At 71.3% G+C, this 13,050-nt stretch carries 13 protein-coding genes; 9 read left to right on the forward strand and 4 right to left on the reverse strand.

Going from position 1 to position 13,050, the window contains the following annotated elements:
• Nucleotides 1-22: 22 nt before the first annotated feature.
• A complete protein-coding gene (locus ACSNOH_RS09980; RefSeq protein WP_436720886.1) occupies nt 23-718 on the forward strand; it encodes a UbiX family flavin prenyltransferase in 696 nt (231 codons plus the stop codon).
• On the opposite strand, the gene ACSNOH_RS09985 is transcribed toward ACSNOH_RS09980, so the two are convergent.
• A complete protein-coding gene (locus ACSNOH_RS09985) occupies nt 715-873 on the reverse strand; it encodes a hypothetical protein (protein WP_436720887.1) in 159 nt (52 codons plus the stop codon). The genes ACSNOH_RS09980 and ACSNOH_RS09985 overlap by 4 nt on opposite strands.
• A gap of 121 nt (nt 874-994) precedes the next feature.
• Here ACSNOH_RS09985 and ACSNOH_RS09990 point away from each other — a divergent pair, with 121 nt between their 5' ends.
• The 6 genes from ACSNOH_RS09990 to ACSNOH_RS10015 all read left to right on the forward strand — a co-directional run bounded on the left by ACSNOH_RS09990 (nt 995) and on the right by ACSNOH_RS10015 (nt 7,667).
• Entirely contained in the window at nt 995-1,450 is a 456-nt protein-coding gene (locus ACSNOH_RS09990) for an Lrp/AsnC family transcriptional regulator (RefSeq protein ID WP_391836494.1), read from the forward strand.
• A gap of 51 nt (nt 1,451-1,501) precedes the next feature.
• A complete protein-coding gene (gene mqnE / locus ACSNOH_RS09995) occupies nt 1,502-2,665 on the forward strand; it encodes an aminofutalosine synthase MqnE (protein ID WP_436720888.1) in 1,164 nt (387 codons plus the stop codon).
• A gap of 82 nt (nt 2,666-2,747) precedes the next feature.
• On the forward strand, nt 2,748-3,035 hold the full coding sequence (locus ACSNOH_RS10000) for a DUF4229 domain-containing protein (RefSeq protein WP_436720889.1): 288 nt from the start codon (nt 2,748-2,750) through the stop codon (nt 3,033-3,035).
• Between the two features lie 408 nt (nt 3,036-3,443).
• Complete coding sequence (locus tag ACSNOH_RS10005) at nt 3,444-4,772, forward strand: dicarboxylate/amino acid:cation symporter (RefSeq protein ID WP_436720890.1); 1,329 nt, start codon at nt 3,444-3,446, stop codon at nt 4,770-4,772.
• Nucleotides 4,773-4,941: 169 nt separating this feature from the next.
• Entirely contained in the window at nt 4,942-5,586 is a 645-nt protein-coding gene (locus ACSNOH_RS10010) for a TetR/AcrR family transcriptional regulator (protein WP_436720897.1), read from the forward strand.
• A gap of 197 nt (nt 5,587-5,783) precedes the next feature.
• Nucleotides 5,784-7,667 (forward strand): AMP-dependent synthetase/ligase, encoded by a 1,884-nt coding sequence (locus ACSNOH_RS10015; RefSeq protein ID WP_436720891.1) that lies wholly within the window; start codon nt 5,784-5,786, stop codon nt 7,665-7,667.
• A gap of 86 nt (nt 7,668-7,753) precedes the next feature.
• Here the strand turns inward: ACSNOH_RS10015 and ACSNOH_RS10020 are convergent, their stop codons facing one another.
• Together ACSNOH_RS10020 and ACSNOH_RS10025 are read right to left on the reverse strand one after the other, a co-directional pair.
• Complete coding sequence (locus ACSNOH_RS10020) at nt 7,754-8,968, reverse strand: lipase family protein (RefSeq protein WP_436720892.1); 1,215 nt, start codon at nt 8,966-8,968, stop codon at nt 7,754-7,756.
• Nucleotides 8,969-9,252: 284 nt separating this feature from the next.
• Complete coding sequence (locus tag ACSNOH_RS10025) at nt 9,253-9,456, reverse strand: cold-shock protein (RefSeq protein ID WP_030620150.1); 204 nt, start codon at nt 9,454-9,456, stop codon at nt 9,253-9,255.
• A 292-nt stretch (nt 9,457-9,748) separates the two neighbouring features.
• Here ACSNOH_RS10025 and ACSNOH_RS10030 point away from each other — a divergent pair, with 292 nt between their 5' ends.
• Nucleotides 9,749-10,645, forward strand: a complete 897-nt coding sequence (locus ACSNOH_RS10030) for a menaquinone biosynthetic enzyme MqnA/MqnD family protein (RefSeq protein ID WP_436720898.1) — start codon at nt 9,749-9,751, stop codon at nt 10,643-10,645.
• Between the two features lie 106 nt (nt 10,646-10,751).
• On the opposite strand, the gene ACSNOH_RS10035 is transcribed toward ACSNOH_RS10030, so the two are convergent.
• Entirely contained in the window at nt 10,752-11,780 is a 1,029-nt protein-coding gene (locus tag ACSNOH_RS10035; RefSeq protein WP_436720899.1) for an alpha/beta hydrolase, read from the reverse strand.
• A 249-nt stretch (nt 11,781-12,029) separates the two neighbouring features.
• On the opposite strand from ACSNOH_RS10035, the gene ACSNOH_RS10040 reads away from it, so the two are divergent.
• On the forward strand, nt 12,030-13,050 hold a 1,021-nt coding region (locus ACSNOH_RS10040; protein WP_436720893.1), incomplete at its 3' end, for a serine/threonine-protein kinase.

Raw genomic sequence — 13,050 nt, forward strand, 5'->3', positions numbered from 1 at the left:
GCCTGCGGCTAGGCTCAAGGGCGTGGAGCCGTACGAACGTGTAGCGCAGCGCCCGGAGCGCCGGCCGTGGGTGGTCGGGGTGTCCGGGGCGTCCGGCACGCCGTATGCCGCCGCCGTGGTGCGGGGGCTGCTGGCGGCCGGTGAGGCCGTCGATCTGGTGGTGAGCCGCGCGTCGCGGCTGACGCTGCTGGACGAGACCGGGATCAAGTTCCGCGACGCCCACTGGCGGGAGGACCTGCGCGAGTGGCTGGCGCTGGGCGCGGACGGCAAGCCGCACTTCGCGGCCGCCGGTCTGGATGACGTGCGGTACTGGCCCGCGGGCGATCTCGCCGCGGGCCCGTCGTCGGGCTCGTATCCGGCGAAGGGGATGCTCATCGTCCCGGCGAGCACGGCCTGCGTGGCCGGGGTGGCGCTGGGCCTGTCGAAGGACCTGTTGCAGCGGGCGGCGAGCGTGACGCTCAAGGAACGGCGGCCGCTGGTGGTCGCGGTGCGGGAGACGCCGCTCGGCGGTCAGTCGCTGAAGCAGCTGGTGGCGCTGGACGAGGCGGGCGCAGTGGTGCTGCCCGCCTCTCCGGCGTTCTACGCGGGGGCGACGCACATCCAGGATCTGGTGGACTTCGTCGCGGGGCGGGTGCTGGATGCGGCGGGCGTGCCGCACCGGCTGTACCGCCGGTGGAAGGGAGAGCTGGGTGAGGCGCGCTCCCGGGAGGGGGACTAGCGCTTCTTCGCGCGCGCGGTGCGGCTGGTCTCGCGCGCGGCCTTGGCCTCGGCGCGGCGCTCGGCGGTCTGGTGGGCACGCGAGCGGTTGGCCAGGTCCTGCATCTCGCGCATGCGGGCGTAGGCCATCTCGATCGTGTACACGGTGTACGTCACTCCTGAAGGATCGTCGTTGATCTAGCGAGTTGAGCGAAGATTTGCAGGACTTCGAGCCCTGCATGCCTTAGATTCTACATGAAAAACGGCGAGTTCGCCGATTATTGAAAGGTGCCAGGTTATGGACGCGGTGGACAGGCAGCTCATCCAGGCCCTCCGGGAGAACGGCCGGGCCTCGTACGCGGAGCTGGGCCGGCTGGTCGGCCTCTCCGGGCCGAGCGTCACCGACCGGATCAACCGCCTGGAGGCGGCGGGCGTCATCACGGGCTACCGCGCGACCGTGAACGCCGCGTCGCTGGGCCTGGGCGTCACCGCGCTGATCGGCCTCCAGCTCTCGGACTCCGCCGACCACGAGGACGTCGCCCGCCGGCTGCGGGACCTGGAGGAGATCGAGGACTGCTGGTTCATCGCCGGCGACGACTCGTACATGCTCAAGGTCCGCGTCAGCGACGTCGACGGCCTGGAGCGCACCATCCGCCGGCTGTCCGGCACCAAGGGCGTCAGCCGCACCCGTACCACGATCGTGCTGTCCACGAAGTGGGAGAACCGGGTCGGCGAACTGCCCGACGAGGCGTAGGGATACGCTCGGGAGGGTTCGTAAAGCGGAAGTATCGGAGAGGCGGACGTCATGGACGCGGGGCTCAAGCGCGAGCTGGAGGAGAAGGTCCTCGCCGGGGAGCGGCTGACCCGTGAGGACGGCATCGCCCTCTACGAGTCCGACGACCTGGCCTGGCTGGGCGGGCTCGCCCACCACGTCCGCACGCAGAAGAACGGCGACGTCGTCCACTTCAACGTCAACCGTCACCTCAACATGACGAACGTGTGCACGGCGTCGTGCGCGTACTGCTCGTTCCAGCGCAAGCCGGGCGAGAAGGACGCGTACACGATGCGCATCGAGGAGGCCGTCCGCCTCGCCAAGGCGATGGAGAGCGAGAACCTCACCGAGCTGCACATCGTCAACGGCCTCCACCCGACGCTGCCCTGGCGCTACTACCCGCGCTCGCTGAAGGCCCTCAAGGAGGCGCTGCCGAACGTCTCGCTGAAGGCCTTCACCGCCACCGAGATCATGCACTTCGAGAAGATCTCCGGCCTGCCGGCCGACGAGATCCTCGACGAGCTGATCGACGCGGGCCTTGAGTCGCTGACCGGCGGCGGCGCGGAGATCTTCGACTGGGAGGTCCGCCAGCACATCGTCGACCACGACACCCACTGGGAGGACTGGTCGCGCATCCACCGCCTGGCGCACTCCAAGGGCCTCAAGGGCCCGTGCACCATGCTCTACGGCCACATCGAGGAGCCGCGGCACCGCGTCGACCACGTCCTGCGGCTGCGCGAGCTGCAGGACGAGACCGGCGGCTTCCACGTCTTCATCCCGCTGCGCTACCAGCACGACTTCGTGGACATGAAGGACGGCAAGATCCGCAACCGGCTCCAGGCGCGCACGACGATGGCCTCGGGCGCCGAGGCGCTGAAGACCTTCGCGGTCTCGCGGCTGCTGTTCGACAACGTCCCGCACGTCAAGGTCTTCTGGGTGATGCACGGCGTGCAGACCGCCCAGCTCGCGCTGCAGCACGGCGCGGACGACATGGACGGCTCGGTCGTCGAGTACAAGATCACGCACGACGCCGACAACTACGGCACGCCGAACAAGCTCACCCGCGACGACCTGCTGGAGCTGATCCGCGAGGCCGGCTTCCGCCCGGTCGAGCGCAACACCCGCTACGAGGTCATCCGCGAGTACCCCGGCCCGGACGCCTCGCTGCGCGAATCGCCGCAGCCGATGCGGGTCTGAGATCCACTCCGGGGCGTGCTGTACTGGCTGTGTTTGACTGAACATGCCCCCTTCGGTCGTCGTCGAGAAGAAGGTCCCGTCCGTGAGTAGCCAGAAGTACGCGTCGCTCCGCTACACCGCCCTGCGATTCGGCCTCCTCATCGGCTGCTTCGCCGTCGTCTACGTGCTCGCCTACGCGCACGTCATCCCGCTGGGCGTGGGCAGCTCGAACCTCATGTGGATGGTGCTGCTCGCCCTCGTCCTGTCCGCGCCGCTGAGCTGGGTGCTGCTGCGCAAGCAGCGCGACGCGATGTCCGCGCAGATCGTCGAGCGCGTGGACCGCGCCAAGGCCGCGATCAACGCCAACGCCGGACAGGAGGACGGGGTGTAAGCCCCGTCACCGAGGTGTAAGCCTCGCCGCCGGGGTGTAAGCCTCGTCACCGAGGTGTAAGCCTCGTCACGTTTGCCCGATTTCGCGCCGGTGCCCCGGCGTGGAGCAACCCGCTCCACGCGGGGGCACCGGCGTATTTTCACGCCCCCGCGGGCATCACGAGCCCAAAGCAGATCTTTGAGCTCCTCAAAGTCCAAGTGTTAACGTGTTGGACATGAAGACAGCAGCAGCGCACCAGTTCCCCACGGGCCCCGTGCTCGTGGCGCGCCTGCACGTCGATCTTTGCCGCTGTGTCACCGCGGCCTGTTGTCGCCGCTGACGCATGTCCACCGCGGCCGGAGATCCTGCGCAAACGGATTTCCTCGGCGCCTCACGCCCTTTTTCTTCCGTCTGTAACCGGAGTTTCCGTTGTCATCGACACCCCCGTCCCCCGCCGCGTCCGTCCGCGGGCGCATACCCAAGGTCCCGTTCTGGGCCCAGATCCTGCTCGGCCTCGTCGTCGGCGCCCTGCTCGGCTGGGCCGCCAAGAGCGGTGACATCTCCTGGCTGTCCACCACCCTGGGCAAGATCGGCGACATCTTCGTCCAGCTGCTGATGCTGGTCATCGCGCCGCTGGTGTTCTTCGCGATCCTCGTTTCGATCACCAACCTGCGGAACGTGTCCAACGCCGCCCGGCTGGCCACCCGCACCCTGATGTGGTTCATGATCACGTCGCTGATCGCGGTCGTCATCGGCCTGGGCATCGGCCTGCTCACCGACCCGGGCGCGGGCACCGGCCTCACCGCCGCCGACGGCGCCGAGCCCAAGAAGCACGGCTCCTGGCTGGACTTCCTCACGGGCATCATCCCGACCGACGTCGTCACGCCCTTCACCCAGCTCAAGGTCCTGCAGATCGTCTTCATGGCCGTGGTCGTGGGCATCGCGATCCTGAAGACCGGCGAGAAGGCGAAGCCGGTCCTCACCCTCAGCCACTCCGTGCTGGAGCTGCTGCAGAAGGCCCTGTGGTGGGTCATCAAGCTCGCCCCGCTGGGCACGCTCGGCCTCGTCGGCACGGCCATCTCCACGTACGGCTGGAACCTGCTCAGCAAGTACGCGACCTTCACCGCGGACATCTACGTCGGCTGCGCCCTGGTCCTCTTCGTGGTCTACCCGCTGCTGCTGGCCGGCGTCGGCAAGGTCAACCCGCTGCAGTTCTTCCGCGGCGCCTGGCCCGCCATCCAGCTGGCCTTCGTCTCCCGCTCCTCGGTCGGCACGATGCCGCTGACGCAGAAGGTCACCGAGCGCCTCGGCGTGCCCAAGGAGTACGCGTCCTTCGCCGTGCCGTTCGGCTCGACGACCAAGATGGACGGCTGCGCCTCGATCTACCCGGCCATCGCCGCGATCTTCGTCGCGCAGGTCTTCGACGTGCAGCTGGAGCTCAAGGACTACATCCTGATCGCCTTCGTCTCGGTGATCGGCTCGGCCGCGACGGCCGGCCTGACCGGAGCGACGGTGATGCTGACCCTGACGCTGTCGACGCTGGGCCTGCCGATGGCGGGTGTGGGTCTGCTGCTCGCGATAGACCCGATCGTGGACATGATGCGTACGGCGACCAATGTCGCCGGCCAGTCGGTGGTCCCCATCCTGGTGGCCTCCCGCGAGGGCATCCTCGACCGCGAGGCGTACGCGACGGCCGACGGCTCCCGCCTGGACGACGAGCCGCGTGTGGAGGCCGCGCCGCAGCCCGTGGCCGCCTGACGGTCCGCGTGCCGGAGCCGCTGCTGACGAGATCTTGACTGACTCGTCAGCAGGGAGTGCCCGAACGGCCCTATCCCGCGTCCCTCCGCCCCGTAACATTACCTGCCGGTAACGTGACGGGGGCGGAGGGATGTTTGTCGTGAATACTGCACAGACCAGGCCCAAGCGGATGCCGCGGGAGGTGCGTGAGCGCCAGATGCTCGACGCCGCCGTGGCCGTCTTCGCGCGGCGCGGGTACCGGGCCGCGTCGATGGACGAGATCGCCGAGCTCGCCGGGGCGTCGAAGCCCCTGGTGTACCTCTACCTGAACTCGAAGGAAGACCTCTTCAGCGCCTGCATCCGGCGCGAGGCCGAGGCGCTCATCGCGGCCGTGCGGGGCGCCGTGGACCCGGGGGAGCCTGCCGACCGGCGGCTGTGGAACGGGCTGCGGGCGTTCTTCGCCCACACGGCCGCGCACCCCGACGGCTGGGCGGTGCTGCACTGCCAGGCGCGCACCCACGGCGAACCGTTCGCCCTGGAGATCGCCGCGCTGCGGCAGCAGCTCGTCGACGTCGTCACCCAGCTGATCGCCGAGTCGGCCGCGGACGGCGGCTGCAGCGCACCGTTGCCCGCGACGGAGGTCGCCGGCATCGCCCACGCCCTGGTGGGCGCGGCCGAGTCGCTGGCCGGCTGGTCCAACGAACGCGACGGTGCCGCGCCGTCCGAGGAGGAGACGGCGGCGACCCTGATGAACTTCGCGTGGAACGGCCTGGAGAACCTGGCGAACGGGCGGCGATGGGCGCCGGTCGCCGCGGGCGGCATCGCGCGGGCGTAGCCACCGGCGGACGGGCATTCCGCCGGACCCTCGCCGTCGTGGGGGCGCCGTTGCGGCGGGTTTCCGCGGCGGCGCGGGGCCGTGCCGTGGTGCGGCTGATACCGGGCGTGCGGGCCGTGCGGCGGTCTTCAACGCGGGGCTTGCGGGGCGTAGATTGCCGCCACTTACCGACTGGTAGCCCCCGTAGGGAGCCGCACGTGTCCATTCCGCACACCGCTGCCCCACCCCGCATCACCTTCGTCGACGGCGTCGTCCGCGAAGCGTCCCTCCCCCCGCTCGTGCCGCCCGTGGCGCGGGGCTCGCTCGGCGACCTGCCGTTCGACAACGCCGCCGAGGCGCCCGCCGACCCCGTGCTCAGCCGCAAGCAGCCCGACGGCACCTGGCGCGACGTCAGCGCCGCCACCTTCGCGGCCGAGGTGCTGGCCACCGCCAAGGGCCTGATCGCGCACGGGCTGCGGCCCGGCGACCGGCTCGCCATCATGGCCCGCACCCGCTACGAGTGGACGCTGCTGGACTTCGCCGCCTGGGCCGCCGGGCTGGTCACCGTCCCCGTCTACCCCACCTCCTCCGCCTCCCAGGTCCGCTGGATCCTCAAGGACTCCGGCGCCGCCGCCTGCGCCGTCGAGAGCCCGGACCAGGCGCGCCTGGTCGAGGGGGAGCGCGCGGCGCTGCCGGGCCTCGCGCACCTGTGGGAGTTCGACGCCGGCGCCGTCCCCGGCCTGATGGCGGCCGGGCGCGGCCTGCCGGACGACGCCGTCACCGAGGCGCGCGCCGCCCGCGGCCCCGGCGACGTCGCCACGCTCATCTACACCTCGGGCACCACCGGCCGCCCCAAGGGCTGCGTGCTCACCCACGCCAACTTCTTCGCCGAGGCCGACAACACCACCGAGCTGCTGCACCCCGTCTTCAAGTCGGTCAGCAAGGCGCCCGCCGCCACCCTCCTCTTCCTGCCGCTCTCGCACGTCTTCGGCCGGACCGTCGCCGTCAGCTGCATGCGCGCCCGCGTCCGCGTGGGTCACGCCCCGTCCCTGCGCACCGAGGACCTGCTGACCGACCTCGCCGGCTTCCGGCCCACGTTCCTGCTGGTCATCCCCTACGTGCTGGAGAAGGTCTACAACACCGGCCGCGCGACCGCCGAGAAGCTGGGCCGCGCCGCCTCCTTCGACCGCGCCGCCCGGATCGCGCGGCGCTACGGCGAGGCGGAGCTCGCCCGGCGGCACGGCAGCGGCCCCGGGCCCGGCCCCGCCCTGCGGCTCGCCCGGGCGCTGTACGACCCGCTGGTCTACCGGCGGATCCGGGCCGCGCTCGGCGGCGGCGTCCGCTACGTGATCAGCGGCGGCTCCCCGCTCGGCGAGCGCCTCGCGGCGTTCTGCGTGGGCGCGGGCATCGACGTCTTCGAGGGCTACGGCCTCACCGAGACCACGGCCGCCGCCACCCTCACCCCGCCGCACCGCCCGCGCCTGGGCACCGTCGGCTGGCCGCTGCCGGGCGGCGCCGTGCGGATCGCGGAGGACGGCGAGGTGCTGCTGCGCGGCGGGCACGTCTTCGCCGGGTACTGGGACGGGGAGCGGGGGGAGGCGGTGCCCGCGGCGCCGGGGGAATGGTTCCCCACCGGCGACCTGGGCGCGCTCGACGCCGACGGCTACCTCACCATCACCGGCCGCAAGAAGGAGCTGCTCGTCACCTCCGCCGGCAAGAACGTCGCCCCCGCGCCGCTGGAGGACCGGCTGCGCGCACACCCGCTCGTCGGCCAGTGCATGGTCGTCGGCGACGACCGCCCGTACATCACGGCCCTACTGACCCTGGAGCCCGACGGGATCGCCCACTGGGCGCGCATGCACCGCAAGGAGGGGCTGGCGCCGCAGGAGCTGGCGCGCGACGGCGAGCTGCTCGCGGAGCTGCAGACGGCGGTGGACGACGCGAACGCGACGGTCTCGCGGGCGGAGTCGATACGCCGCTTCGCCGTCCTGACCGTGGACTTCACGGAGGAGGCCGGCCACCTGACGCCGTCACTGAAGCTCAAGCGCGCGGCGATCGCCCGGGACTTCGCGGACGAGGTGGAGCGGCTGTACGAGCGCTGAACGGGGCGTTCAGCGCTCGTGCGTGGACGTCAGTGGTTGCCGGCCGGCAGACGTCAGCAGTTGCTCGCGGAACGTGCTCGCGGACGTCAGCAGTTGCCGGCCGCCGGTTTGCCGGCGAACCGGTCGGCGAGCCAGTTCGCCGCCGGCACGGCTTCGGCGATCACGCTGGAGCCGTGCCCGCCCTGCGGCAGCGGCCGCCAGTCCACCGTGGCGCCCTTCGCGCACCAGGCGGCGCGCAGCAGTGCGGCGCTGTCGTACGGGACGAGCTCGTCCTTGGTGCCGTGGTAGAGACGGACGGGCCGGCCGGGGGCGTGCGTGCCGAGGTCGGAGGAGTGCAGGACGCGCTGCCAGTCCGGCTGCTGCAGCGGGTTGCGGACGGTCACGTCGGAGATCCGGTTGAACAGGCCCGCCACCGTGGCGGCGGCCACGCAGTGCTCGCGGAGGAAGGCGACCTTGGCCCGGCCCTTGTCGTTGAGGTACGAGCCGAGGTCCAGCTCGGGATAGGCCGCGTCCTGCCCGATGGCGCCCATGAGGATCAGGCCGGCGCCGATGCGGCCGTCGTTGTAGGCGGCGGCCGCGAGGAGGTCGGCGGGGACGCCGCCCGCCGCCGTCCCCTTGACGTCGAGCTCGGGCGCGTACGAGTCGTGCAGCTCGGCCGCCCAGCCGGCGGCCTGGCCGCCCTGCGAGTAGCCCATGATGCCGACGGGGCTGTCCGGGGCGAGCCCCGTCCCGGGCAGCCGCAGCGCCGCGCGGGCGGCGTCGAGGACGGCATGGCCCTCGGAGCGGCCGACGGTGTACGTGTGGGGGCCGGGCGTCCCGAGTCCCTCGTAGTCGGTGACGGCCACGGCCCAGCCGCGCTGGGTGAGCAGCTGGATCAGGTTGGCCTCGGCGGTCGTCCCGCGCGGGAAGCCGGCCGAGGGGGCGCAGTGGTCGGCGAGGCCCACGGTGCCGACGGCGTAAGTGATGAGCGGGCGGGGCCCGGTTCTGCCGTCCTGGGGGACGATCACCGTGCCGGAGACGACGTCCGGGGCGCCCCTGGCGGTGGTGGAGCGGTAGGTGATGTGCCACGCCCTGGTGCGGGTGGGCTGGCCGGGGAGGGGGTGGAAGGAGGTGGGGGCCGAGGTGACGATGTCACCCGGGGCGAGGGCCGAGGTGACGACGTCGCCCGGGGCGGCGGCCGAGGCGGGCAGGGGCCCGGCAGCGGCCGCGGGGCCCGTGAGACCCAGGGTGAGGGCGAGGGCGCAGGCGGCGGCCCGGGCTTTCGTGCGGAGGTGCCATCGCAGGTGCGTGCGCAAGTGCATGCGGCTCTCCTGACCGTTCCGTTGTGTCCGGTCACTCATGTCTCGTCGCGAAACCCGCCGACGAAACTCCGAAACGCCCGCACCCGCCTGATCGGCCGCCCGGTGATCGAAATCCGTACATCGGCGAAAGGCTTCGAAGAAAATTGATCGATAAGAACTCGCTAAGAGTTGATGAACGATCGCAACATGAACGATCGGAAAAAGGCAGGAGCCCAGCTCCTCCGCCGAAGCGGAAGGCCGGGCTCCTTGGGTACTGCAGGAGTTCGGGCCGGAGGGCCCGGGGATCACGCCGGGGTGACGTTCTCCGCCTGCGGGCCCTTCGGGCCCTGCGTGACGTCGAAGGTCACCGTCTGGTTCTCCTCGAGGGAGCGGAAGCCAGAGGCGTTGATCGCGGAGTAGTGGACGAAGACGTCGGGGCCCCCGCCGTCCTGGGCGATGAAGCCAAAGCCCTTTTCAGCGTTGAACCACTTCACGGTTCCGGTAGCCATAAAGCCCTCCTTGGGCCCAAAGGGTTGCCCTGCTCCAGAACCTGCGAGAAGTCTGAAAACTACAAAAGCCTGCGGGTCACATGCTCCGCAGGCTCTGTACTGCAAGGGAAACCAAACTGCAACTTGCGGCGAGCCTAGCACGCGAGGTTCTCCCGCGGAAGGAGTTGAAGATCACGCTGTCGGATGGTTTTCCCGGTGTTCCTGACGGAAAAGATCCCCGGTCGGGCACCGCGCGGAGCGGCACCCCGCTCCCACCGGCCCGGCGGTCCGGGACTAGCCTCCCGATGTGGACATTTCAGCCTCGGCCGTAACGACCGACTCCGACGCCGACCCCCGTTCCGCCGCCCCGCAGCGCAGCCGTCCGCGCGTGGGTCACATCCAGTTCCTGAACTGCCTGCCGCTGTACTGGGGCCTCGCCCGCACGGGCAGCCTGCTGGACCTGGACCTCACGAAGGACACGCCGGAGAAGCTCAGCCGGCAGCTGATCGAGGGCGAGCTGGACATCGCCCCGGTGACCCTCGTCGAGTTCCTGCGCAACGCCGGCGACCTGGTCGCCCTCAAGGACATCGCCGTGGGCTGCGACGGCCCGGTCATGTCCTGTGTGATCGTCTCGCAGGTGCCGCTGGAGGAGCTGGACGGCGCCCGGGTCGCGCTCGGGTCCACCTCCCGCACCTCCGTGCGCCTGGCGCAGCTCCTGCTGGCCGAGCGGTACGGCGTGCGCCCGGACTACTACACCTGCCCGCCGGACCTGGGCCTGATGATGCGCGAGGCGGACGCCGCCGTGCTGATCGGCGACGCCGCGCTGCGGGCCTCCCTGCACGACGCCCCGCGGCTGGGCCTTGCGGTCCACGACCTCGGGCAGATGTGGAAGGACTGGACGGGGCTGCCGTTCGTCTTCGCGGTGTGGGCCGTGCGCAAGGACTACCTGGCCCGCGAGCCGCACATCGTCGCCCAGGTGCACGAGGCCTTCCTCGCCTCCCGGGACGTCTCCCTGGAGGAGGTCGCGAAGGTCGCCGAGCAGGCGGCGCGCTGGGAGTCCTTCGACGCCGGGCTGCTGGAGCGCTACTTCACGACGCTGGACTTCCGCTTCGGGCCGGAGCAGCTCGCGGGCGTGACCGAGTTCGCGCGCCGCACGGGCCCGACGACGGGCTTCCCGGCCGACGTGCGGGTGGAACTGCTGGAGCCCTGACCCCCGGGCGGGGGCCAGGGCTCCTGGCAGGAACGAAAACCGCAGCGGGCCCGCGCGGCCGGGCCTACGGGGCCGGACGTACGCGGCCGGGCTTACGGGGCCGCGCTCACGGGGCGACGGGCCCCGTCATCTGCTCGCTGATCCACTGCATGCTGCCCATGTCCATGCCCTGGATGTAGGTCACGGCGTTGTGCTTGCCGCCCTCGATCTTCTGCAGCCGGGTGTGGATCGGGCCCTTGTTGCCGTACGTGGCGATGAACTTGTCCACGTGCGGGATGACGCTGGTCTCCTTCGTCCCGTACTGGAAGGCGAGGTAGACGTCGGTCCCGGGCTTGTTCTCGGCGATCAGCCGCTTGGCCAGCACCTCGGGGTTGTTCTCGGCCTTCTCCTTCTCGTGGCCGTTCCACAGCCGCGAGTCCGGGACGATGTCCGGGCCGGAGGCGATCGCGGCCTTGAACTTGTCCGGGTGCTTCAGGACGGCCTTCATGCCGGCGAAGGCACCGGAGGAGGAGCCCATGAAGGCCCAGCCGTCGCGCGACTTCACCGTGCGGAAGTTGGCCTTGATCAGGTCCGGCACGTCCTCGGTCAGCCAGGTGCCCATCTTCGGCTGGCCCGGGATGTCACTGCCGTCCCAGTAGAGGCCGCCGGTGTCCGGCTGCGGGTTGAGGACCGGCATCGCCACGATGAACGGCTTGCCCTTGCCCTCGTTGTACCACTTGGTGATCGACGACTCGAGGTGCAGGCCGCCGTCGTCCATCCAGTAGTTGTTCGGGAAGCCGGGGCCGCCCGGGAGCGCGATCAGGACCGGGAACCCGTGGTCCTTGAACTTGGGGTCCTTGTACGCCTTGGGCGCCCAGACCCACACCTTGCCCTTGAAGCCGGACTTCTTGCCGTCCAGCGTGGTCACGGCCACCTGGGTGCCGTCGGAGAGCGTGCTGGTGTTCTTGAACTCGGCCGCCGGCCCGGTCGGCATCAGGACCGGGGAGTCCGGCTTCGCGGCGTTCGAGCCGCCGGCCTGGCCGCCGCCGTTGCCCGTCTGCTCCTGGCCGAAGCTGACCGGCTTGCCCTTGTCCGAGAACGGGCCGATCTTGAAGTAGTTCAGGATGCCGGCGGCTATGAGCCCCACCACGGCTATGGACGCCACGATGATCGTCCATTTCTTGCCGCGCGATCCGCGGCGCCGGCCGCAGGTCGGGCAGACCCCTGGTTGCTGGTACGTCATCGCGTCGCTCCGGACGTTGCTGCTGCCCCGAAGGACATGACGGTTTGTTCCGTCCAGGTGGATGGGGAAACCGCCCTGGGGGGTTCCTGGGGCACCCCGTGAATTGAGTCATAGGCCGACACCGGGGCCCACGGGCCCCCGCCGGGGGAGGCGAAAGGCCCGATGGAGCCCTTGCAGGCGGAAGATCCGCAGGTCATCGGCGTGTACCGGCTGCTGGGGCGGCTGGGCGCGGGCGGTATGGGAAGGGTGTACCTGGGGCGCAGCGCCGGCGGCCGCACCGTGGCCGTCAAGGTGGTACATCCCCATTTTGCCCTGGATGACCAGTTTCGCGCGCGTTTTCGGCGGGAGGTGGCCGCGGCCCGCCGCGTGGGCGGGGCGTGGACGGCGCCCGTGCTCGACGCCGGCCCGGACGACCCGGTGCCCTGGGTCGCCACGGGCTACGTGGCGGGCCCGTCCCTCACCGAGGCCGTCCTCGCCACCGGCCCCCAGCCGGAGCGGACCGTACGGGCCCTCGGAGCGGGTCTCGCGCAGGCCCTGGCCGCCGTCCACGCGCTCGGCCTGGTCCACCGCGACGTCAAGCCGTCCAACGTGCTGCTCACCCTCGACGGGCCGCGGCTGATCGACTTCGGCATCGCCCGTGCCACGGACGGCACCGCGTCCCTGACCGCCACCGGCGTCTCCGTCGGCTCGCCCGGCTACATGGCCCCGGAGCAGATCCTCGGGCAGGCCGTGACCGGCGCGGCGGACGTCTTCTCCCTCGGCGCGGTGCTCGCCTACGCGGCGACGGGCGAGCCGCCGTTCCCCGGCGACAGCGCGGCGGTCCTGCTGTACAAGGTCGTCCACGAGGCGCCCGTCCTCGGGCCGGGCCTGGCGGGGGACCTGCGCGCCCTGGTGGAGTCCTGCCTGGCCAAAGACCCGGTGGAGCGGCCCGCTCCGCGGGAGATCGCCGCCGCCCTGGCCCCGGAGGGCGCGGGCGCGCTCGCCGGGGCGGGCTGGCTGCCGCGCGTGCTGGTGGAGCGGGTGAGCAGACGCGCGGTGGAACTGCTGGACCTGGAGGGAGGCGCACCGACGGTCACGGACGGAACGGGGACGCCTCCGGCGGGGCTGCCGGAGCCTCCGCCGACCCCCGCCGCGGGGCCCGCCGGACCGGACGGCGGGCCGGGGCACGCGCCCGGGGCGGGGG

The sequence above is a fragment of the Streptomyces sp. URMC 127 genome (genome assembly GCF_051386535.1).
GTDB lineage: Bacteria > Actinomycetota > Actinomycetes > Streptomycetales > Streptomycetaceae > Streptomyces.

Coding starts and splice junctions, on each gene's coding strand:
- ACSNOH_RS10010 (WP_436720897.1), top strand. CDS start 4,942: ATGCCGCGGGAGGTGCGTGAGCGCCAGATGCTCGACGCCGCCGTGGCC.
- ACSNOH_RS10025 (WP_030620150.1), bottom strand. CDS start 9,456: ATGGCTACCGGAACCGTGAAGTGGTTCAACGCTGAAAAGGGCTTTGGC.
- ACSNOH_RS09990 (WP_391836494.1), top strand. CDS start 995: ATGGACGCGGTGGACAGGCAGCTCATCCAGGCCCTCCGGGAGAACGGC.
- ACSNOH_RS10020 (WP_436720892.1), bottom strand. CDS start 8,968: ATGCACTTGCGCACGCACCTGCGATGGCACCTCCGCACGAAAGCCCGG.
- mqnE (WP_436720888.1), top strand. CDS start 1,502: ATGGACGCGGGGCTCAAGCGCGAGCTGGAGGAGAAGGTCCTCGCCGGG.